Origin of the sequence: Brevundimonas sp. AAP58 (assembly GCF_001295975.1) — a bacterium.
In the GTDB taxonomy this organism is placed as follows: Bacteria; Pseudomonadota; Alphaproteobacteria; order Caulobacterales; family Caulobacteraceae; genus Brevundimonas.
This window is the reverse complement of sequence record NZ_LJHU01000116.1, coordinates 1-18,798: the sequence shown is the minus strand read 5'-3', so window position 1 is coordinate 18,798 and position 18,798 is coordinate 1. Positions and strand designations below refer to the sequence as shown.

The following is an 18,798-nucleotide window of genomic DNA, read 5'->3' as shown; positions in this document are numbered from 1 at the left end:
ACCTTAGCGGATGACGGCGCGACGCGACGTCGGTTTCGCCGATCTTCGGGCGGACTTCGCCGAAGTCAGGATGGAGCTCGACGGTCGGGATCGCATTTCTTCCGGCATGATCACTTCAGCACTTCATCGCCGCGCCTTCCTCGCCGGAGCCGGGCTCACGGTCGCGGCCTGCAGTTCACCAGGGCGCGCCTCGGGTGCGCTCGACCTCGACACGACGTTTACCTTTGCTGGCTGGCAGGGGCAGGAGGTTCAGGCAGAGCGGCACTTCTTTGAGGTGCCCGAGGATCGCCGCGATCCGCGCTCGCGGAGCATCCGTCTCGGCTACGTGCGGTTCCGCTCGACGGCCAGCCGACCCGGAGCGCCGATCGTCTATCTGGCGGGCGGTCCCGGTGGAGCCGGAACGGCCGCGGCGGTGGGGCCGAGGTTTCCGATCTTCATGGCCCTGAGAGACATCGCCGACGTCATCGCCTTCGACCAGCGGGGCACCGGCCTCTCGCGCCAAATCCCGGACCTGTCACCGTCAACGGCCGAGTTCCCGCCGCTGACACGCGACGGCATGACGCGCTACATGCGCGCCGAGATCCAGAGGGCCTGGTCGGAGTGGACGGCTCAGGGCGTGTCGCTCGCGGGATACAATACCGAGCAGAGCGCCGACGACGTGGACGCTCTGCGCCGACATCTGGGGGCCGGCAGGATCGATCTCTGGGGCATCAGCTACGGCAGCCACCTGGCCCTGTCGGTGCTCAAGCGCCATGGACGTCGCATCGGCCGGGTGGCCCTCGCCAGTCTGGAGGGCCAGGATCAGACGGTGAAGCTGCCGTCCCGTATGGACGCCTATCTGAATCGCATTGATGCTCTGATCAGCACTGATCCTGAGCTTCGCGCCGCCGTTCCGAACCTGCCCGGCCTGATGCGTCGCGTGCACGCGCGTCTTGAAGCGGACCCGGTCGCGATGACGTTGCCCGTTGCGGGAACGCCGACGCCCGTTCGCGTCGGGGGCTTCGCAGTCCAGATTCTGGCCGGAGGGCTCATCGCCAACCCGGACACACTGGGCCTGCTTCCGGCCCTGTACGCCGCGCTCGATGCCGGCCAGACCGACATCCTTGACTACTTCATGCGCGACGCCGGAGCGTGGCTCCGAGTGTCCGGGATGACGGAAGCCATGGACCTTGCGTCCGGCATCTCGACGGCCCGCCTGAGCCGGGTCGAGGCGGAGGTGCCGGTCGGCGTTCTCGGTGACGCACTGAACTTCCCCATGCCGCACATAGCCGGGGCTGTGCCGGGCGTCGATCTAGGGGACGCGTTCCGGTCTCCGATCTCCGTGGACCATCCGGCGCTACTGATCTCAGGATCCCTCGACGGGCGAACCCCCCTGGAAGAACAGGAGGACGTTGCAAAGCAGTTCGTTCGTCAGCAGCGTCTGCTGGTCGAGAACGCGGGCCACAACGTCCTTGAAGTGCACCCCGACGTGCAGGCCCGCATCGTGTCCTTTTTCCGGGGAGAGGATGGAGCCGACGCGGCACTCGCGGTTCAACCGCCTACGTTCCGCCGCTTCTGACCGACGTCGCCGTAAGGAGCCGAGATTCCGCGAGAGCTTCTCAAGGATGCCGGCGCGCCACCATGAAGGGCCTGCGAACCTTTCCTCTGGTGGAATGATCTTCGATAGCGAGCACCTCGAACCCCGCCGAGCGGATCTGCGCGTCCAGCTCGACCTCCCGCAGCACGTTCACGTGCGGCGCTCGACCCAGGGCATGCATGACGGGCAGCAGAATACCGCCGATGAGCGGGTTCATGTCGCCGAGACACGGCGTCTTGGAGACGAACATGCCGCCTGGCTTCACCAGACGGTGGATGCGGCGCAAGGTGTCTGGAATATCCCGGACCAGGTGCAGATAGTTGAAGCCGAGAACGACGTCGAACGCCCCAGCCTCGAGCGTCGGAGCCTCAGCCGTGGCGACCTCGAAGGCCAGCGCCGGAATGTTCGCCGCCGCCCGCTTCTCATCGGCGATCCGGATCATCGCCGTGGAAACGTCGGTGCCCAGATAGCTCTGAACATGTGTCGCAAGGCGCAGCGCCGTGCTGCCCGTCCCGCATCCGAGCTCCAGCACCCGGTCTTCGCGGTTCAGCACCTCCAGAGTGCGTTGGAGGCTGTGCTCGTAGCCTGCCGGATCCGCAATGGGCTCCCGGGCGTATTTTCGCGCGTTGCGATCCCAGAACCTCGCGTCGCTTTCCGTTCCCATATCAGGTCGATCTCGGTCTGTGGTGGAGGATGGATCAGAAGGGAGGGGCGCCGCGTCCGGCCCGAACCACGGTCAGTAATAGTCGTACTGGATGATGACCCTCTCGACGCCGCCCTCAAGCGTCAGGCGAAGCGGCGTGCCCTCCGGCGCAGTGACGGCCGGTTCGGGGGACGTAGAGTAAGACCCCGCCGGTCTGCCGTCGACGGCGAGAATGCGGTCGCCCACCGTAAGCCCGGCTTTATCGGCCGGTCCGCCGGGCACGACAACCACGACTTCCCGATGGTCGCCCCGCGGCTCCGCAAGATATCCGCTTCGGTCACGGTAGAAGGGTTCGGTGACGTCGCGCCGGCGCAGCCAAAGCCTTCCTCGGGTGAAATCCGTCGTGACCCGGAACTGCCGAATGAGTTCAATCCCCAGGTTGGCGTGCGGCCCGTTCCGTCGACCGATCGCCCAGCCGTCGGGTACGCTGGCGGGCACGGCGCTGAAGGCCGCCCCGGCTAGGTTCACTCCGCCGACGGTCAGAAAGCGGGCGTCCGACCAGCCTTCCACGCCCAGAAACCGCGCGGTCGCGCTCTCGCGACGCCGAAGTCCCCGGTGGCGCGAAACGAAATGAGGCGAGAGCGTCAGGGCGTCGTTCGCGCCGAGGTCGAAGCGCGCGAGGACGGGGCGGCTGCCTTCGACGGCCAGAGGTATGTTCGGAAGATCGTCCGATCGCGTGACCCGCAGCCCACGCATCTCCGGCGGCGGCGGCGACCGTCGAGGATCGCGAAAGGCGATCCGTTCGCGGTCGAAGTCGAGATCCACCATGACCTGATCGAACAGATCCCGACCCAGGATCATGCGCACGGGTCTGCCCGCGGGCCCGGTGAAGAGTGCGAGATCCACCATGGCGATCCAGTTCGTGGTCAGAACCAGTCCGTCGAGATCGATCACAGCGTTCTGGAACGACATGCCGAGGCCCGCCGCCGTTCCGCTCAAACCTTCCACGTTGAGCGGTCCGTCGCCGGTCAGGCCGACCTCAGCCGCGAACATGCCGTCGACGACGCTGGATTCCGCGCCGCTGTCGAGCAGGAGCTCGACAGGATGACCGTTGAAGGCACCGGTCAGAAAAATCTGCGTCCGGCGCCAGAAATCGAAGGGTCGCCAGGACGTCTCCCTGACCCCACCGGCGAAAGCGTAGTTTCGCCGGTGGACGGGGACCTGGGCGAGCGCGGGCACAGCGGAAAGGGCGCTCAGGGCGCCGAAAACGAAGGCGCGTCGACTGGGCGTCGCGCTCAGCTCGTACACGTCCTGGCTCACCGGGGCCAGATCCCGTTCCTGTCGAACACGACCAGCCGGAAGCAGGGCCGTGGATAGGTTGGGGCGTCGTGCTCCGAGCACGCTTCGACGCGGCCCGAGTCGCGGCGCACGAAGTGGTCGGTCCAGCCTTGTGGGTCGTTGAACTGGAGCATCTGATAGCGACCGTCCTCCGTGTCCCGCTGAAGGACCACGAAGTAGGGTCGGTCAATAATCTGGGGATGACAGGAGGCGCTGGGCTCGGGAAAGAGCGCGCGTTCCATGCAGAGCGTAGTGGCTGCTGCGGCAGCTTCCTGGGGCGTGGCGTGACCCAGCGTCAGCACCATGTCGTGGACCGGATTGTCGCCGTTCTCTTCCTGCGAGACGACGAAACTCATGAAGCCCCCGTAAGTCGGCCGCCAGCCGCGAGGGGGCTCCGGGAGCCGGCCCCCGATGTAGACGCCGCCCAACGGGTCGAAGCCGCCTTCGCCACCATCCGAACCTCCCTCCGCCGATCCCGACCGGGGCGCGGGACGGCTCACGCAGATGGGCACGGTGACCGGCCCCTGCATGGTCACGCCGACCTGCTGTTCGTTCGGCCCGCCGGAACATTGAAACGTGCCCTGGGCGGAGGCCGGGCCGGCCGGCCAGAGCATCATGGCCACCACCACTGCCGAAGCGAGCTGGAGACCCTTGCCGGAGATGAACTCCAAGCAGCGTCCCGGAGCCTCCCCGACCGAAACGTGGGGCGCCTGGTCCGCGATCACTCTCCGTCGAGAGCCGGAACAGCGCAATGGTCGCCGCCCGGGAGCTGCTGGGAGCGGCCGGCCAAGTAGCGGAACTCGACGTGCGAGGTGTTTGGAAAGGCGAGAGATCATCATGCTGGTCGTCTGAGTGGGAGGCGGGTTCAGCGGCGACGGCCGGTGTCAGCGGTCTCGATCTCGCCTTTGAGGAGTTGTCTATGCGGCTGTCCGCAGCGATCAGGGGCAAGACCAGACTCGAAGCAGTAGTCCAGGCCACCGGATCCGTCGGGGCTTGCGCCCTGCGGACCCGGCCGGCTTCCGCTGTAGACTTCGTACTGGCCGCGCCTGCTGCCCCAGTAGGGATCGTCGGGATAATAGACCACGGACACGAAGGGCAGCCGGATCAGGGTACCGTCGCCGTTGCAGTCAATCTCGGGCCGCAGCAAATCGGAGCGCGCCAAGCAGTCCGCTCGCAGTCCGTCGCGGGCGTGCTCGGGGCTCGGGTGACCCATGGAGATGATATAGTCGTAGACGACCCCCCCGGTCTCAGGGTGCGTGCCGATCGCCACGTTGCGAAATAGGCCGTAGGACTGCCGCCAGCCCTGCGGCAGGCCCACCGTGCCGTCGCCCGTATAGTATCGGGCGCGGTCAGACCGTTCCCTGCGAGTGCCGCCTGCGCTGGAAGCTGCCGGACGACTGACGCAAAGCGGGACCGTCACGGGGCCCTGCATGGTCACCCCGACCTGCTCCTCGTTCGGACCTCCGGAACATTGGAACGTGGTCTGGGCCGACGCCGGGCCTGCACTCATCAACGACACAGCCATGGATCCGACTGTCGCCGGCACGGACAGCAGGCGTCGGAGCCTTGACCCACAACATCCGACATCCGAGTGTCGCTCCATCGTTCTAGTGATCATCTCACCAGCTCCGGATGTGATCGGGAAAACCCGGAGCAGTCGCCGCCCAAGCGCTGCACGAAAGGACCGGCGGAATAGCCCAGCTCGGCGTGATCGTCTTTCGCGATCAGGTAGGTCGTCGTCCGGCCGCTGCCGTCGCCGGCCTCCAGAATCCAGGCGTCGACCAGTCCGCTCGGGGTCTCGAGCGCGCGGTCGCCGACGACGGCGACGCTGAACTGACCGAACCCCTTGTCGTAATGCCAGAACGGCAGCGTGTGGCGGACACCCTCACGCAGATCCAGACCGCTGAACGTCAGGCCCCAGAGGTTTCCTTCCAGCACGGACCCTTCGAGCCGCGCCTCGATCGGCGTGACCGTTTCGCCCACCGTCTTCGAGCCCGAAAGATAATCCTCGCCATAAGAGATGCGGATGCTCTGGGCGGGGGCGCGGGCGCTGGCCTCGCGGTCGCTCTCATAACGGATCGCGCCGAGGTCGCCCCGATCCACGAGGAAGGCGTCGCGCACCTCGAACTGCATGGCCGGGAGACGCTGGTGGATCTCGATGCGCCAGGCCCGGCGCCCCTCGTGCTCGATCTCGCGGACCACCTGGCGCGTCGCGCCCAGGACCTGTCCGTTCACCTCGACGGCGTAACAGGTTTCGCCGGCGGTGAGACGGGAGCCGTCCGGGTCGGACCGCGCCTCCGTCGCTCCGATGAGGCCGAAAGTGAGAGCAAGGTAAGCTGTGAGCACAGTGTCCACGTCCCGGAACGCTGAGTGAAGAGGGTCGCCCGAGCTCGATCGAACCACGCGACCGAAGCATCCTCCACAGGGGACCTGTCCGGATCGCCGGCTGATCGGTCAACCACTCCGCAGGATCGGCGAACGGCGTGCCGTGCCGGCCACCGGCGCGCTAAAGTGGTGGAATGAGAGTCCTGAGTCTGATCCTGCTTCTGGCGCAGTCGCTGATCGCCGCCCCCGCCCTCGCCCAGACTTATGCCTGGCAGGTCTGCGAGGGTGCCTTGGGCCGGTCGGGCCCCGTGCTTTCCGACTGTCGCCCCCTTATTGGCCACATCGACCCCCAGGGGCGAGACCTCTGGATCACCACCACGGCGTCGCCCCCTGCCGTTGCGCAGGGGCAGGTTCTGCGCATCACCGGCGTGGCGTCCTCAGAGGCTTGGCTGAACGACGTCTTCCTCGGAGCCAACGGACGGCCCGGCGGCGACGCGCGCTCAGAACGTCCCGGTCGCTACGAGGTGGAGTTCGCGATACCGTCTTCGGCTTGGAGACCCGAGCGATCCGTGCTCACGCTCAGGCTCTCGTCGTTTCACGCCGGCGCGCGTCTCGCCCAGCCGATTGGCGCCATCAAGGTCGTCCCCGCCCGAGACGGGCTTCTGCGCCGCCAGATCGCGGTCAATCTGACGCTGGTGGGGGTGCTCGCCGCGTCGGCCTTTGGGTTCGGGGTGATCCATCGGCTGAGAAGGACGACATCCAGCCTCCTGCTCATGGGAATGGCGGCGAGCGCCGCGCTTCTCGCTGGGCTTGAAGTCCTGCCGTTCCTCCTCGACTACGCCTACCCCTTACACATCTGGCGGTTGGCCGGGCTCTGGCTGCTGACGGTGGCGTTCGCTATCCTGCTGGTTGTCTATTCCACGAGCGGCGTCCGTGACCCTACCCGGCGGCGGCTGAGATGGACCGCGGCGATCGCTGTCGGCTTGGCCGGCATGCTCGCCAGCTATGATCTAAAGATCCTCGGAACCCTTGCGGCGTCGGTGGTCGTCGCGATCGCCGCCTGGGCTTTCGGGCCCCGGCCGCGCCTGTCGCGAGGCGCGGGGCTCTATCTCGCGTCGGCGGTCATTCTGGCGGCGGCGTCACTGGCTTTCTTCGCCGAGGTCTTTCACTTGCTGCTGATCGCCTCGCTCCTAGTGCCGATGCTGATGCTTCATGTGACGCGTCTCGCGCGCGACGACCTGTCCCGCGAGCGCGCCCTGGCCCGGGCCGCGTCTCCGCCCGACCGTCTCGCGGTGACCACGGGTCGCCGGGTGACCCTCGTCGAGCTTTCCGACGTGGTCGCGATCTGCGGCGCGGACGACTATGTGGAAGTGGCGCTGCTCGACGGTCGCCGACTGCTTCACGCGAGCCGGCTCGATCACCTCCAGACCGAACTGCCGTCGACGTTCGTCAGAGTGCATCGCTCGGCCATTGCCAATCTTAAGCATGCCGAGGGGCTCGATCGCGACGGCTCCAACTGGCGTTTGCTGGTCCGGTCCTATGGACCTGTGCGGATCAGTCGTGCGCGGATCGCCGAGATCAGATCGGCGCTGCTGCCGACCTCATGATGAGGCCAGGGTTCGATTGCTTGGAACGCTGACCGAGAATCGCGACCTCTGCGATGAACGACGCACTTCGGCACGGATGAGAATGGTGCCGCCGCTGCTCGCCATGATGGCCGGCTTCGCCGTGGTGATGCTCGGTCTGCTGGCGACGACGGATCTGCGAGGCTGGCCACCGTCGACGGACGGCCTACCCAAAGCGGTGCTGAAGGCCACTCCGGAAGGATCCGGTGACTTTCGGCTGACGGACTGTCGCCGGGAACCGTCGAACCGCATGCCGTACCGAGAGGCGAGGAAGCCGCTGGAACTGCTACCCTCAGCGTTCTCGCGTGCCGGTCGACGTCGTGGGTCCTGCTGGCCTTCGTCCTCTATTGGGCCGCTGCGGTCGGGGCGCTGGCGATCCTGCCGTCGCTCGCTCCAGCTCGCCGCAGCGAGGCAGCTCGCAGTGAGAGAGCCCGTGATGACAAGGACGACCTGCAGTGGGATCCAGATGACGAGCATCGAAGGGAACAGCGGGCCGTCGAGCCCACCGCTCTGCCGGATACGGGAGCGACTGCGGCGGACTGAAGGTTCGCTTTGCGCCCACAAGCGGAGGACTGCTTCTGGCGCACAGCGGCCCTCCGCTCCCCGCTCTTGAGTGCGTTTGTCGTGATCTGCACTGTGAGCACCGTCAACCGTGTGCTCTTGATCTGCCGGGGCCAGTCTGCTGCTCCACCCACTGTATTTGACGCGAGCTACTCTTTGAACTTGCAGCCCCCCTCTGCCGCGCTGAGCGGTTCGGTTCACGGCGTCGATTTCTGTCGTAGCGACGACGACGGTGATGCGAGCCTCTGCACCTAGCACTCAAAAGAGTCGGTTCGACCGCAGATCTCACAGCACGCTTGCTTACTTTGGCCGCGTCGCTCCCCCTTTGCGTCGTCCAAAGCGGACCAGAGAAAAACACGGAGCGCCAGATGCACGGCCAATCTCAACCTCAGCGCGCTGCACAATATCTGCGTATGTCTACCGACCGGCAGGAGAGCTCGATCGGTCACCAGATCGCGACGATCGCTGCGTATGCGAGAGCACACGGTTACGACATCAGCAGAACCTATATCGACGAGGGAATCAGCGGCCTGCTCATTGACGAGCGCAGTGGTCTGAAGAGCTTGCTAGCGGATGTCCTATCGGGAGCACCAGCCTTCGACGTCATACTCGTCTACGACGTCAGCCGTTGGGGGCGGTTTCAGAACCCGGACCAAGCTGCGCACTACGAGTTCATCTGCGTTGAAGCGGGTGTTCGCGTGGAATACTGCGCCGAAATGTTCGCCAACGACGGCAGCTTAACCGCTACGGTTTTGAAGAGCCTTAAACGCGTTATGGCGGCGGAGTACAGTCGCGAGCTTTCGGCTAAAGTGGTGGTCGCGAAAGATCGCCTTGGGGCGGCCGGCTTTTGGCAAGGCGGACAGCCTGGGTACGGTCTGAGGCGCCAGCAGATTCTCTCCGACGGTAGCTCAGGTCGTGTGATGGAGCGTGGAGACTGCAAGGGACCGCACAATGGTCGCACTCGCCTTGTTCCAGGCCCTCCCCATGAGGTCGCTGTCATTCGCAGTATATTTCGCATGTTCGTTAGAGAGCGCCAGGGGCTAACCGCGATCGTAGATCGCTTAAATCAAAACGGTATAAATCGAGAAGCAGGTCGACGATGGAACACCCACTACGTGCACCACGTGCTCACCAGCCCGCGCTATGCCGGTGTAAACGTGGTTGGAAAAACTCAGCGTCGAATGAAGTCCAAGACACGTGAGTATCGACCGCAAGAGGGGTGGCTTTATGTCGACGGGGCTTTTGAGCCCCTTGTGGACCGCCGGATGTTTGACGCAGCCCAAGCGCTCTTTCTACGTCGTCGCACACCACTGACAGAACGACAGATGCTTGACGGCCTCACGCGCCTCCGTCGGCGGCATGGACGGCTCAGCACAGCGCTGATCAACGCCGCCCCCGACGTCCCTCATTCTAGCCGCTACATTCGCAAGTTCGGTTCGATGGCGGTTGCCTATGAACGGATCGGCTACAAGCCGTCCGCCAAGCAGAAGGCCTTGTCCGAAGCTCTCAAGGCGCGGCGGCAGAAGTCGGCCCTGCCGGGCATTGAAGCGTTGGGTGCCGAGGGCGTCATTTGCCACCTTCGAGAGTTGCTCGCTGAGCACGGTCGTTTATCGCTAGAGATCATCAACGACAGCCTCGGCACAGGGGCGTATCAGCAAGCAGCGTCAAAGTTCGGTGGCGGTCGACGGCTCTATGCACTCGCTGGTTACCAGCCGAACAAGCGACAGGCTGCCATGTTCGACCGAAGCTGGGAGCAGAGTCTGACTGAGCAAGAGGCGGAGGCTCTGCGTGTGCGAGTTGTCAGTGGTGATTACGTTCAGCTGACTTGGTAAGCTCAATCGCTCCTCTCAGGCCGAGCAGCCGGCACAATGCGTTTGTGCTGGTGTGCACTGAGCAGCGAAAGCGGGCCGAGGCTGGATAGGACCTAGATCCTTCGGCCGGCCAGCGGCCCGATCGGCGAGGGCGAACCCGGCGGGGTCAATGACGCCATCCGGCCCAGCGCGGCCTCGGCCTCGGGGCGGGTCTCGAAGGTCAGACCGCCCGGACCGCTCAGCTCGAACCGGGTCTCGCACACCTCGCCGTCCGGACCGAACAGATCCGCCTGGATCAGCACCCAGTCATGCAGACGGGCCAGATGAGTGCGTTTCTTCATGGCGCGCCCCGATAGCCCCCAAGCGGCGACGGCCAAAACCTTGCACGGCATTAACCCTTCGGCAACCGACGTTCGCCTGGCAGGCGACGGTCAAATGAAAGGCCCCGCCGCGATCGTTCGCGGCGGGGCCCGAGGACAGCAGACGCGAGACGACTAGTCCTGCGGTCGCAGCTCGACGTGGGCCGGGTTCGGTGTCAGGTCCAGCATGGCGCCGGTGCCGGCATCCACGCCCGCGCCGATGATCCCGCCGAGGATGACGTTGCCGGCCATGGCCACTCCGCCTTCGGTGGCGACACGGTTCGTCACCGTCACCGTCGCGGGCTGATGCCCCTCAAGCGTCAGGGTGGCGACGAACTCCGACCGGCGCGGCATGCGGATCGAGCAGGGCGTCGCCCGGCACTGAAAGCCGTTGGACGTTTCGACACGCGCGCCCGGCGGTGTCGATGTCACTTCCCAGGCGGTATTGGTTCCCCGCGTGACAGTCGCGCAGGCAGGAACGGTCAGGACGACGCCGAGCGCCGCCATCAATCGGATTAGCATAGAAGTCTCCCTCGCTCCCCCCAAACGAGAGCGTCACGTGACATAGCGAGTGACTCTGGCGTGTGTCGAGAGGAGCGGCGCATTCTGCCGGGCCACCGCTCCAGCAGCCGGCTCTGCGACTCCACAAGCCGCGGGGGCCGTGTCAGGTTCCCGCCGGCGACCAGTCTTGGCCGGGGTACCGAGGACCGCTCACGACCCATTGCGAACCAAAAACACGTCATTTTGACAAGCGATTTGGCCGTCGTTGTCGCACCATCTACGGTCTAGGCCGGTCCTTCGCGTCATGGCTGGCGGCGCGAGGCGCTGATCGAGTCTGGCGGGTCTGCCTGCGTACGAGCTTCGGCTTGCTCGCCTGGTTAGCTGGCTTCACTGGGCGGTCCACAGGCCGAGAACGGCGGTGCCGGACAAGGAAAAAGACGACGAGCCATTGAAACGCGATAATGGGCCAAAGCTGTCGCCACGGGTCGGGCAGAAAAGGCAGGAAGTTGCCGGCGAAGGCCGCCCAGACCGCGCCGTACGCCCCCAACATCTTGACCAGATGCTCATGAAGCCAGAGGCGAGGATAGAACGGAAACGCTACCGGAAAGGAAAACCGATATAGGTCGTAACCGGAGAACAAGAGTGACGACGCAATCAGGCTGATCACTACAGCTTGAGGCCCCTCAAGCTGGCCGGCGAGCGATAGGCCCAAGAGGACGAGGCCGATGGCGAAAATCGTTGTCGTGACGATCCAGTCCAGCGGTCGAGCGCGTTGGGCCATTTCGAGGTCCGGCCGCTTTCTCAGTAGGACCCGCGCGCCCGAGAAAACCTGCATGGTGGCGGCGGCCGACAGAGCGGCAAAGTAGGGTTGGAAGTCGACAATGGTCAGCGCCCATGCGGCGGCCAGCAATACCGTCATGACGATTACGAACCACCGACCTGACTTGCGGTGCATCTTGCCGCCCTTGCGAGTGAGCATGGGCAGGACACCTAGCGAAACCAAAATAAAGCCGGTGCCAATGTGTATGAACAAAAGTAGCTGGGACATATGGGCCATGCATCACCGTGTAGACTGCTGATGATCGAACCAATGCCGCCTTCGCCGCTCGGCGAGATAGTAGGTCGGGACGGATCCCAGCTCGGTGGGACGGCGGTGGCTCCGCCCCGCCGCTGGTGGAAATCGGATAGTGTCCTGGCTGCAGGGCTCGCTGCCTACGCGTATTCCGTCACCGTATTGTGCGCCGCTGCCTACCACTCAGCATGGAACCCTAACGACGCTAAGATAAGCTTCGGCGGGGCGGTGATTTGGCAAGGCGTCGTCTATGGGCTCTGGGTGCCCTTGGGCATGGGCTTGCTCAACGCCCTGGAACGATGCCGCACGATCCGCCGCGGCCTGCTCTTACTTGGGCTGACGACGGCTCCAAGCGTTGCGCTACACACTGTGCTTGCGTCTTGGGCGGACGTGGCGTTTTCCCCGACGCTTGAGTGGCGAAATTTTCCGGCTTTGGTTGGCGCTAGGTTGCCGATCGATATCGCGATCTGGACAATGATAGCTGCTTCGCTGTTCGCGCTGATCTGGCGTAAGCGGGCCGCAGCCGAAACGGATCAGGTGCGTCGGCTTAAGGTTGCGCTGGCCGATACGCGTCAGACAGCGGGTGACCTGAGCAGCGGGTCTTCTCGGATTTCGGTCTCAGCAGGCCGCCGCAAGGTTCTTGTCGATCTCAAAGAGATTGAACGCTTTGGATCGGCAGCCAACTATGTAGTCGTTCATTGGCAGGATCGAGAAGGCTTGCTTCGGGAGCCTTTAAAACAGCTTGAGCAACGACTGGACTCTCGGGTGTTTATGCGGGTCCACCGCTCCAGCGTCGTTAATCTGGCGCACGTCGTCGATGCAGCACCCTTGGCAGACGGATCGTGGCGCCTTTGTATGACGAGTGGAGCGGAGGTGATCCTGAGCCGAAGCTACAGAGAGCCATTTTTGCAGCGGGTAGGAATGCGGCGCTGCGACTCTTCGACTGACATTGCGTCGAACGCGAGAACTGATTGCCGACTCAAAAGGCCATGACCGGATCGAGAACGATCCGGCCACCAGACTGTTATGAACCGGCGTGCGGGACAGCGGCGCCGGGATCGATCTTGGTTACGGTCTCATGCTCCAGAACCTCGACCCAGTGGCCGCCACGCAAGACGTAAACGCCGGAGGCCAGGCCATGGAAGGCGGGACCCTCGCCGCCCGGATAGGCACGCCATCTGAAGTCGACGATCACAGTTTCCTCGCCAACCTGACGGGCGCTGAGCTCTTCGATTTCCATTCTTGCGGCGGGATATCCGGCGAAGGTTTGCACGAAACGCTCACGCACAGCGGCCTTGCCGCGCAGCCAACCCGTCGGAGTGTACATTTCGACGTCGTCGCCGAACTGGCGAAGGAAGACTTCGAGGTCTTGGCGGTTAAAGGCTTCGATGCCGTCCATATAGACGGCACGGACAGCCGCCTCGGCGGCCGTCTGGGCTGAAGCGGAGACAGGGATGAGCGTCAGGGCGCTGGACATGACTAGAGCGCCTACGGCGGCGAAAACGGAGCGGTTCAAACGGGTCATAGGTATCTCCTGTGATGACCGATCCAACCTGATGCCTGCTTTGGCGAATGTCCGCCTGATTGGGACGAGTTGCAGCTCTCCGGGATTGGACGTTCCGCTTCGTCGGACAGACCCACCTAAGGCGGCGCCCGCGACCGCCTGGATGCACCTGTAAGACGAGCGCGGTTTAAGATGTCCGCTAGTCGATGACCAATCGGCGTCCGCTTCCCACCCTCAGCAGACGTTGAGAAGGTCCGCTCTATAGACGGCTCCAACTTCGCCGTGACAACGTCCGCCCATGTGCAACCTCTACCGCGTCCGCTCTGGCCCCGGCGACATCCTCGCCCTGACGCGCGCCTTGGCGAACCAGGCAGGCAATCTGGAGCCGCGCGACATCTACCCCGACTATGCCGCGCCGATCGTCCGGCACGATGACGAGGCGGGCGGCCCGATCCTGACCACGGCTCGCTGGGGCATGCCGTCGTCGCGGAAGGCCCTGCTGGAGAACACGACGAAACGGGTCGAGAAGCTGCGCGCCAAGGGCCAGGTCGTCGATGACGAGGCCTTCAAGCGCTACCTGGAGCTGGAGCCCGACAGCGGAACGACGAACGTTCGGAACACCAGCTCGTCGCACTGGCGGCCCTGGCTGACCCCCGAGCACCGCTGCCTCGTCCCGTTCGACGCCTTCAGCGAGCCCGGCCGCGACGCCGAGGGCCGCTATCGCCCGGTCTGGTTCGCCTTCCCCGGCGACGCCCCACTGTCGACCTTCGCCGGCATCCACCTGCGCGGCTGGAACGGGGTGCGAAAGATCAAGACGGGCGTCGAGACCGCCGACCTGTTCGCCTTCCTGACGACCGAGCCGTCCGAGCCGGTGGCGTCGGTCCATCCCAAGGCCATGCCGGTGATCCTGACGACGGCCGAGGAGCGCGATGTCTGGATGCGCGCGCCGTGGGATGAGGCGAAGGCGCTGCAGCGGGCGCTGCCGGATTCGACCCTAGCCCAATGCTGACCCACATTCTGCGAGACGCTGCGTGACCCCGCGACACCCGCTTTTGGCCAAGAAGCCCTCCCTCGAAACCCGTCGATCGATCGATCAGATGGTTCAGGCCCGAGGCCGGTGCATTAGCGGCTACGCGCAGGTCGAGTTTCTCATGGCCGACTTCGTATTGAAGGCTTCGCGCTTGCCTGATTACTCGGAGTTTGGATCGCCGTTTCCCTTGCACTTCTCCACGCGACTGAAGCGCGTCCAGGATATTGCGAACGCACCCGGTCAACTCAGGAAGCACGCAGACGATCTTCGAGCGCTCACCAAAGCAATCGCGACTTGGGAGGCGAAGCGACACACTCTCGTTCACGGGTGGCTAGAAGTCGCCGACAGAAGATCGCGGCCTCTACTATTCCGCATGAGGCGCTTCAGCCCCGAGAAGGGCAACGAGCGAAATGTTCTGGTCTCAGAGTTCACACTGACTGAAATCAAGGAAGCCGGGAAACGGCTCACTGTGCTAGCCGATAAGGCCGTCATGCTCTTCTACGACATATACCACGAACATCGTCTCGAGCACGACTAGCCAACGAAACGGCGCGTGCAACTAGCCGGGATCAGGACGTCGCTCCCGCCCCTTGGCCTGCCGGTCGATCAACCCCCGCTCCGCCTGCAACGTCTCGACCGCCAGCCGCCGAGCCGCATCGCAGGCCGCGATCTGCGCCCCGCGCGTCATGTATCCGATCTCGAGATCCGCGAGCGTCGGGGTCTCTGGCAGCCGATGCAGGGCGCACGGCCGACTGGCGAGCTCAGGGAGCGTCAAGCGCGGGGCTGCAGCCGGCGAGGTCGGGGGCGGTTCGGCACAGCTCGCCATCGTGATGGCGCAGGCGATCGGCGCGGGCAGGGTCCAGCGGGGTGTCGGCATCGGGGGCGCTCCGGGCGGCGGCCGAGGCGGCGGCCGTCTCGGTCTGGATGGTCAGGATCTGGTGGGCATAGGTGTCGATGCGGCGGACCTGGTCGGCCTGTCCCTCGGCCTCCAGCTCGGCCGACAGGGCTCGGTCCTCGGCGACGTCGGCGCGGGTTTCGGCGCGGTCGGCCCGGCGCTCGTCCGACCACGGCAGCCAGGCCCACATCCGGTCCCACGCCGAGGCCAGGAAGCCGACGGCGATCAGCACCGCCACCCCGGCGATCAGCCAGCCCAGCGGCGCGAGCGGCCCGATCGGGCGGGTAAGGAAGCCGCGGATCACGTGATCGGCCCTTCCAGCAGTACATAGGTGATCGTCTCGCCCTTCCAGTCGGCGCCGTATGCACGCTTGGCCTGGTCCTGGGCGGTGGCGATGAAGGCGGGCCACTGGTCCGGCGGGATCGTCTGGCATCCCTCGCTCGACGTCGTGCGCACGCCGCCGCGATGGATGTTGATGCCGAACATGCCGGTGTCCTCATAGGGCGGGTTGCCGTCGCGCGTGACGGTCACCCGGCCGGCCCTCTGGCACAGGGCCAGATACTTCCCGCTGTGCAGGTCGAACCGATAGACGGGCCACAGGCCGGGGTTCAGGCTGGCCATCCCCTTGCCCGCCCCGCGCCCGGACCCGGCGCGATAGCCGCTCGGATCGGTGTTGCCGTTGAACGCCACGAAGGCGTCGTCCGAGACCAGGAACAGGGCGTCGTCATAGATGGCCCGGTCGTTCCGGCCGACCGCGCCCAGGGTGTCGCGATAGTAGCCGCGCACGCCGACGACGGTCAGGCGGCCCCGGAAGTCATGGGCGGGATGGGCCGCTTTCACGGCGGCCACGATCTGGGAACGCGACGCGCGGGGGCGCGACGCCGGACGGGCGACGGTCATGGTCTGTCTCCAGGTTGTCAGGGGTCTTGGCGAACGGCGTGCGCCGGTGTCAGGGTGGAACGATGCAGTCGCTGCTGTTTTCGCCCGAGGTTCAGGCCATCTCCGGCGCGCTGGGGATCAGCTTCGCGCTGTGGAGCATTCAGCGCCGACGGGAGGGCAAGGCGATGCACCCCGACGCCGCCCGGTCGGACCGTTGGCTTTTGGTCTTCAGTGTCCCGATGCTGCTGATCGGCCTGTGGCGCTGGCATGAAGCGTGGACCGCCACGATCTCGGCGGTGGCCCCCGCATGACGATCGACGGCCCTCGCCGTATGCACCGCCGGGCGCTGTTTCGGATCATCCGGAGCCAGCCCTCTCGCACGCCGCTCGAGCGAGAAGCGGAGCTTCGAGTCCTGAAATGGATGCAGCTGATCAGTTCGACGTCCCTGATCCTCGCCCTGATCATCTGGATGGTCTGGCTGGGCGAGCGATGATGTCGACCCTTGTTGTCCGGGGGCTGGCGCGGGTCGTTGGCCGGTATAGGATCGAGCTCGCCGCACGGGCCCCACTCTGCGGCACGCGGCCCGGCGCGCGCCCGACCCTGTCCCGCAGACTGGAGCGCCGGGCCGCATCCGGCTTCAGGGAGTAGGGATGGGCGTTCGCAAAGAGAACAAGGCGCAGACGCGGACGAAGGTCCTGGACGCGGCGCGGGGCCTGTTTTCCGAACTGGGCTATCACCCGGTCACGATGCGCCTGATCGCGGCCAAGGCGGGCCTCACGACCGGGGCCGTCTTCTATCACTTCGAGCACAAGGCGGGGGCGTGGCGGGCCGCCATGGGATGCGAGCCGCCGGAGGATCGGGTCAACGCCCGCTTTGCGGCCAAACTGGCCGGCACCCTTGAGGATCTGGTCAGCGCTTGCCGCTCGAATGACCCGACCGCCACCGAGGCGGTCCTGGTGAAGGCCGAGGCCCTGCTCGCCCGGCTGGATCAGAAGGCATAGTAACGCCGGGCGGTCGCCACCGGCACCACCCGGCGCTCGATGTTGTCCAGAACCCAGGCGTCATCGACGACCCATACCCGATCCAGCCCCCGGGCCTCCGTCGCCCAGGTGAACAGGGCCACCGCCCCGACCACGGCCAGCAGGTGGATCACGATCTGATAGGCCAGATCGCGCTTGCGCCACACGGTCCAGGGAGCGTTTCTCATGGCCGCCCGGATAGCACGGTTCCGCTTCGGGATCACGCGGGCGGTCGTGGTCGCGTGAACAGTCACAGCGGCTCTGTCAGCCCAAACTGATTGCCGGTGCTCACCGGGGTGCCTAGCCTCACGGGCATGGCCAAATCCACCAATCCGTTCCGCTACTTCGACAGCTCGCCAGAGGTGATCCGGACGGTGGTGATGATGTACGTGAAGTACCCGCTGTCGCTCCGGAACGTGGAGGACCTGCTGGCCGAGCGGGGCATCGACATCTGCCACGAGACGGTGCGGCTATGGTGGAACCGGTTTGGCCCCATGTTCGCCGCGGAGATCCGTCGAAAGCGCGTCCAGCGGATGCGCTCGTTCACCCACTGGCGATGGCACCTCGACGAGGTCTACGTGAAGATCAATGGCGAGATGCACTACCTCTGGCGGGCCGTGGATCAGGAAGGCGAGGTGCTGGAATCCTTTGCCAGCAAGACCCGGAACAAAGCGACAGCTCTCACCTTCATGAAGAAGCTGATGAAGCGGCATGGACGCGCCAGGGCGATCACCACAGACGGACTGCGCTCCTACAAGGCTGCCATGAAGGACCTCGGGAACGCCGCCAAACAGGAGGTCGGCCGGTGGGCCAACAACAGGGTGGAGAACTCACACCTGCCCTTCCGACGACGAGAGCGAGCCATGCTGAGGTTCCGGCAAATGAAGACCCTGCAGAAGTTCAGCTCCGTCCACGCCGCCTTCCACAACCACTTCAATCAGGACCGTCACCTTGTCAGCAGAACGACATACAAGGCCCGACGCTCAGCCGCCCTGGCTGAGTGGCAGACGCTCGCCGCATAGAGCTCGCCGCCCCTGCCCTAGCGGCGCTCAGTGGAGACAACTTCGCGTTGGACTGACAGCACCGGTAAACGGGATATCCCGTGCCGCTGAAGGCACCGGTGAAGCGCCGACCGGGTCAGATGCGGGATCGTTGGCTGCAAGGCGTAGAGGCAGTCGTCGAGCGGAAGCAACGTATGGTGCCGAAACGCAACCACCATCCCCTCCTCAGACTCGCTCAGGGTCGTCGAGCGCGGGGCCGTCGGGCCGGTCTTCAGATCCTCAACCGTCGCCCGCTTGCGCCACTTGGCAACTGTCTTGGGGTTGATCTCCAGCTCCCGGCTTAGCGTCGAAAGTGAAGCTTGCGATCGCTGTATTGCTGCTCGAACGGCGTGCGTGGTCGTGGCGCTCCCGTGAAGAACCTGGCCCATATGGCTTCCTTCCATTCCATCGAATGGATCACACCATCAAACCGTGGGATCAAACAGTAACGCCGAGCGGCGCACCGTGATGATCGACGCGACCTATCTGAAGGCACACCGTACGGCTTCGAGCCTGCGGGTAAAAAAGGGGGTCCCGGGCGGCTCATTGGACGCACCAAAGGCGGCATGAACACCAAGCTGCACGCCGTAACCGACGCCAACGGACGGCCGATCAGCCTG

General features: G+C 65.2%; 23 protein-coding genes and 2 pseudogenes. 11 read left to right on the top strand and 14 right to left on the bottom strand.

The genetic code is table 11. The annotated features are described in order from the left end of the window. Positions 1 to 10 precede the first annotated feature (10 nt). Positions 11 to 1,558, top strand: coding sequence for an alpha/beta fold hydrolase (locus IP78_RS13730; RefSeq protein WP_231681018.1), 1,548 nt, complete (start codon positions 11 to 13; stop codon positions 1,556 to 1,558). A gap of 40 nt (positions 1,559 to 1,598) precedes the next feature. Here IP78_RS13730 and IP78_RS13725 read toward each other — a convergent pair whose 3' ends face one another. From IP78_RS13725 to IP78_RS13705, 5 genes are all read right to left on the bottom strand, one after another. Further along, a complete protein-coding gene (locus IP78_RS13725; RefSeq protein WP_054112229.1) occupies positions 1,599 to 2,240 on the bottom strand; it encodes a bifunctional 2-polyprenyl-6-hydroxyphenol methylase/3-demethylubiquinol 3-O-methyltransferase UbiG in 642 nt (213 codons plus the stop codon). Between the two features lie 72 nt (positions 2,241 to 2,312). Continuing rightward, positions 2,313 to 3,539 carry an aspartyl protease family protein gene (locus IP78_RS13720; RefSeq protein WP_054112228.1) on the bottom strand — a complete coding sequence of 409 codons (1,227 nt, stop codon included), beginning with the start codon at positions 3,537 to 3,539 and terminating at the stop codon, positions 2,313 to 2,315. Beyond that, positions 3,536 to 4,228, bottom strand: a complete 693-nt coding sequence (locus IP78_RS13715; RefSeq protein WP_156320429.1) for a hypothetical protein — start codon at positions 4,226 to 4,228, stop codon at positions 3,536 to 3,538. Before IP78_RS13715 ends, IP78_RS13720 begins: the two co-directional genes overlap by 4 nt. 194 nt (positions 4,229 to 4,422) lie before the next feature. Then, positions 4,423 to 4,875, bottom strand: a complete 453-nt coding sequence (locus tag IP78_RS13710; RefSeq protein ID WP_054112226.1) for a hypothetical protein — start codon at positions 4,873 to 4,875, stop codon at positions 4,423 to 4,425. 296 nt (positions 4,876 to 5,171) lie between these two features. Continuing rightward, complete coding sequence (locus IP78_RS13705; RefSeq protein ID WP_156320428.1) at positions 5,172 to 5,912, bottom strand: hypothetical protein; 741 nt, start codon at positions 5,910 to 5,912, stop codon at positions 5,172 to 5,174. Between the two features lie 539 nt (positions 5,913 to 6,451). On the opposite strand from IP78_RS13705, the gene IP78_RS13700 reads away from it, so the two are divergent. Together IP78_RS13700 and IP78_RS15105 are read left to right on the top strand one after the other, a co-directional pair. Then, positions 6,452 to 7,489 (top strand): LytTR family DNA-binding domain-containing protein, encoded by a 1,038-nt coding sequence (locus IP78_RS13700; protein WP_197272468.1) that lies wholly within the window; start codon positions 6,452 to 6,454, stop codon positions 7,487 to 7,489. Positions 7,490 to 8,436: 947 nt separating this feature from the next. Continuing rightward, on the top strand, positions 8,437 to 9,900 hold the full coding sequence (locus tag IP78_RS15105; RefSeq protein WP_082385117.1) for a recombinase family protein: 1,464 nt from the start codon (positions 8,437 to 8,439) through the stop codon (positions 9,898 to 9,900). A 92-nt stretch (positions 9,901 to 9,992) separates the two neighbouring features. Here the strand turns inward: IP78_RS15105 and IP78_RS13690 are convergent, their stop codons facing one another. From IP78_RS13690 to IP78_RS13680, 3 genes are all read right to left on the bottom strand, one after another. Beyond that, entirely contained in the window at positions 9,993 to 10,220 is a 228-nt protein-coding gene (locus IP78_RS13690) for a hypothetical protein (protein WP_156320427.1), read from the bottom strand. Between the two features lie 153 nt (positions 10,221 to 10,373). Then, positions 10,374 to 10,760, bottom strand: a complete 387-nt coding sequence (locus IP78_RS13685) for a hypothetical protein (RefSeq protein ID WP_054112221.1) — start codon at positions 10,758 to 10,760, stop codon at positions 10,374 to 10,376. A 256-nt stretch (positions 10,761 to 11,016) separates the two neighbouring features. After that, positions 11,017 to 11,718 carry a hypothetical protein gene (locus IP78_RS13680; protein WP_197272467.1) on the bottom strand — a complete coding sequence of 234 codons (702 nt, stop codon included), beginning with the start codon at positions 11,716 to 11,718 and terminating at the stop codon, positions 11,017 to 11,019. Positions 11,719 to 11,817: 99 nt separating this feature from the next. Between IP78_RS13680 and IP78_RS15100 the strand changes: the two genes are divergently transcribed. After that, on the top strand, positions 11,818 to 12,804 hold the full coding sequence (locus IP78_RS15100) for a LytTR family DNA-binding domain-containing protein (RefSeq protein ID WP_197272466.1): 987 nt from the start codon (positions 11,818 to 11,820) through the stop codon (positions 12,802 to 12,804). 31 nt (positions 12,805 to 12,835) lie between these two features. Here the strand turns inward: IP78_RS15100 and IP78_RS13675 are convergent, their stop codons facing one another. Continuing rightward, positions 12,836 to 13,336 carry an SgcJ/EcaC family oxidoreductase gene (locus IP78_RS13675; protein ID WP_082385115.1) on the bottom strand — a complete coding sequence of 167 codons (501 nt, stop codon included), beginning with the start codon at positions 13,334 to 13,336 and terminating at the stop codon, positions 12,836 to 12,838. Positions 13,337 to 13,613: 277 nt separating this feature from the next. Between IP78_RS13675 and IP78_RS13670 the strand changes: the two genes are divergently transcribed. Together IP78_RS13670 and IP78_RS13665 are read left to right on the top strand one after the other, a co-directional pair. Then, entirely contained in the window at positions 13,614 to 14,324 is a 711-nt protein-coding gene (locus tag IP78_RS13670) for an SOS response-associated peptidase family protein (protein WP_054112219.1), read from the top strand. Positions 14,325 to 14,466: 142 nt separating this feature from the next. Continuing rightward, positions 14,467 to 14,883: a hypothetical protein gene (locus tag IP78_RS13665; RefSeq protein WP_156320426.1), complete on the top strand. Its 417-nt coding sequence runs from the start codon at positions 14,467 to 14,469 to the stop codon at positions 14,881 to 14,883. Positions 14,884 to 14,904: 21 nt separating this feature from the next. On the opposite strand, the gene IP78_RS13660 is transcribed toward IP78_RS13665, so the two are convergent. The 3 genes from IP78_RS13660 to IP78_RS13650 are packed head-to-tail and all read right to left on the bottom strand — an operon-like array spanning position 14,905 to position 16,140. Further along, a complete protein-coding gene (locus tag IP78_RS13660; RefSeq protein WP_054112217.1) occupies positions 14,905 to 15,120 on the bottom strand; it encodes a hypothetical protein in 216 nt (71 codons plus the stop codon). Continuing rightward, positions 15,107 to 15,544: a hypothetical protein gene (locus IP78_RS13655; RefSeq protein ID WP_082385114.1), complete on the bottom strand. Its 438-nt coding sequence runs from the start codon at positions 15,542 to 15,544 to the stop codon at positions 15,107 to 15,109. The genes IP78_RS13660 and IP78_RS13655 overlap by 14 nt, the downstream gene beginning before the upstream one ends. After that, positions 15,541 to 16,140, bottom strand: coding sequence for a hypothetical protein (locus tag IP78_RS13650; RefSeq protein ID WP_054112216.1), 600 nt, complete (start codon positions 16,138 to 16,140; stop codon positions 15,541 to 15,543). Before IP78_RS13650 ends, IP78_RS13655 begins: the two co-directional genes overlap by 4 nt. Positions 16,141 to 16,202: 62 nt before the next feature. Between IP78_RS13650 and IP78_RS13645 the strand changes: the two genes are divergently transcribed. From IP78_RS13645 to IP78_RS13635, 3 genes are all read left to right on the top strand, one after another. Beyond that, positions 16,203 to 16,430 (top strand): hypothetical protein, encoded by a 228-nt coding sequence (locus IP78_RS13645; RefSeq protein ID WP_054112215.1) that lies wholly within the window; start codon positions 16,203 to 16,205, stop codon positions 16,428 to 16,430. Beyond that, entirely contained in the window at positions 16,427 to 16,612 is a 186-nt protein-coding gene (locus IP78_RS13640; protein WP_054112214.1) for a hypothetical protein, read from the top strand. The genes IP78_RS13645 and IP78_RS13640 overlap by 4 nt, the downstream gene beginning before the upstream one ends. A 157-nt stretch (positions 16,613 to 16,769) precedes the next feature. Next, positions 16,770 to 17,120 carry a TetR/AcrR family transcriptional regulator gene (locus IP78_RS13635; protein WP_054112213.1) on the top strand — a complete coding sequence of 117 codons (351 nt, stop codon included), beginning with the start codon at positions 16,770 to 16,772 and terminating at the stop codon, positions 17,118 to 17,120. Here the strand turns inward: IP78_RS13635 and IP78_RS13630 are convergent. Continuing rightward, positions 17,108 to 17,392, bottom strand: coding sequence for a hypothetical protein (locus IP78_RS13630; RefSeq protein WP_156320425.1), 285 nt, complete (start codon positions 17,390 to 17,392; stop codon positions 17,108 to 17,110). The two genes, IP78_RS13635 and IP78_RS13630, sit on opposite strands and share 13 nt — an antisense overlap. Before the next feature lie 60 nt (positions 17,393 to 17,452). Between IP78_RS13630 and IP78_RS13625 the strand changes: the two genes are divergently transcribed. Next, positions 17,453 to 18,160 carry an IS6 family transposase gene (locus tag IP78_RS13625; RefSeq protein ID WP_054112211.1) on the top strand — a complete coding sequence of 236 codons (708 nt, stop codon included), beginning with the start codon at positions 17,453 to 17,455 and terminating at the stop codon, positions 18,158 to 18,160. Positions 18,161 to 18,222: 62 nt separating this feature from the next. Here the strand turns inward: IP78_RS13625 and IP78_RS13620 are convergent. Then, positions 18,223 to 18,567, bottom strand: a pseudogene (locus tag IP78_RS13620) (IS481 family transposase); the annotation flags it as partial. Positions 18,568 to 18,628: 61 nt separating this feature from the next. On the opposite strand from IP78_RS13620, the pseudogene IP78_RS15090 reads away from it, so the two are divergent. Beyond that, positions 18,629 to 18,798, top strand: a pseudogene (locus IP78_RS15090) (IS5/IS1182 family transposase); the annotation flags it as partial.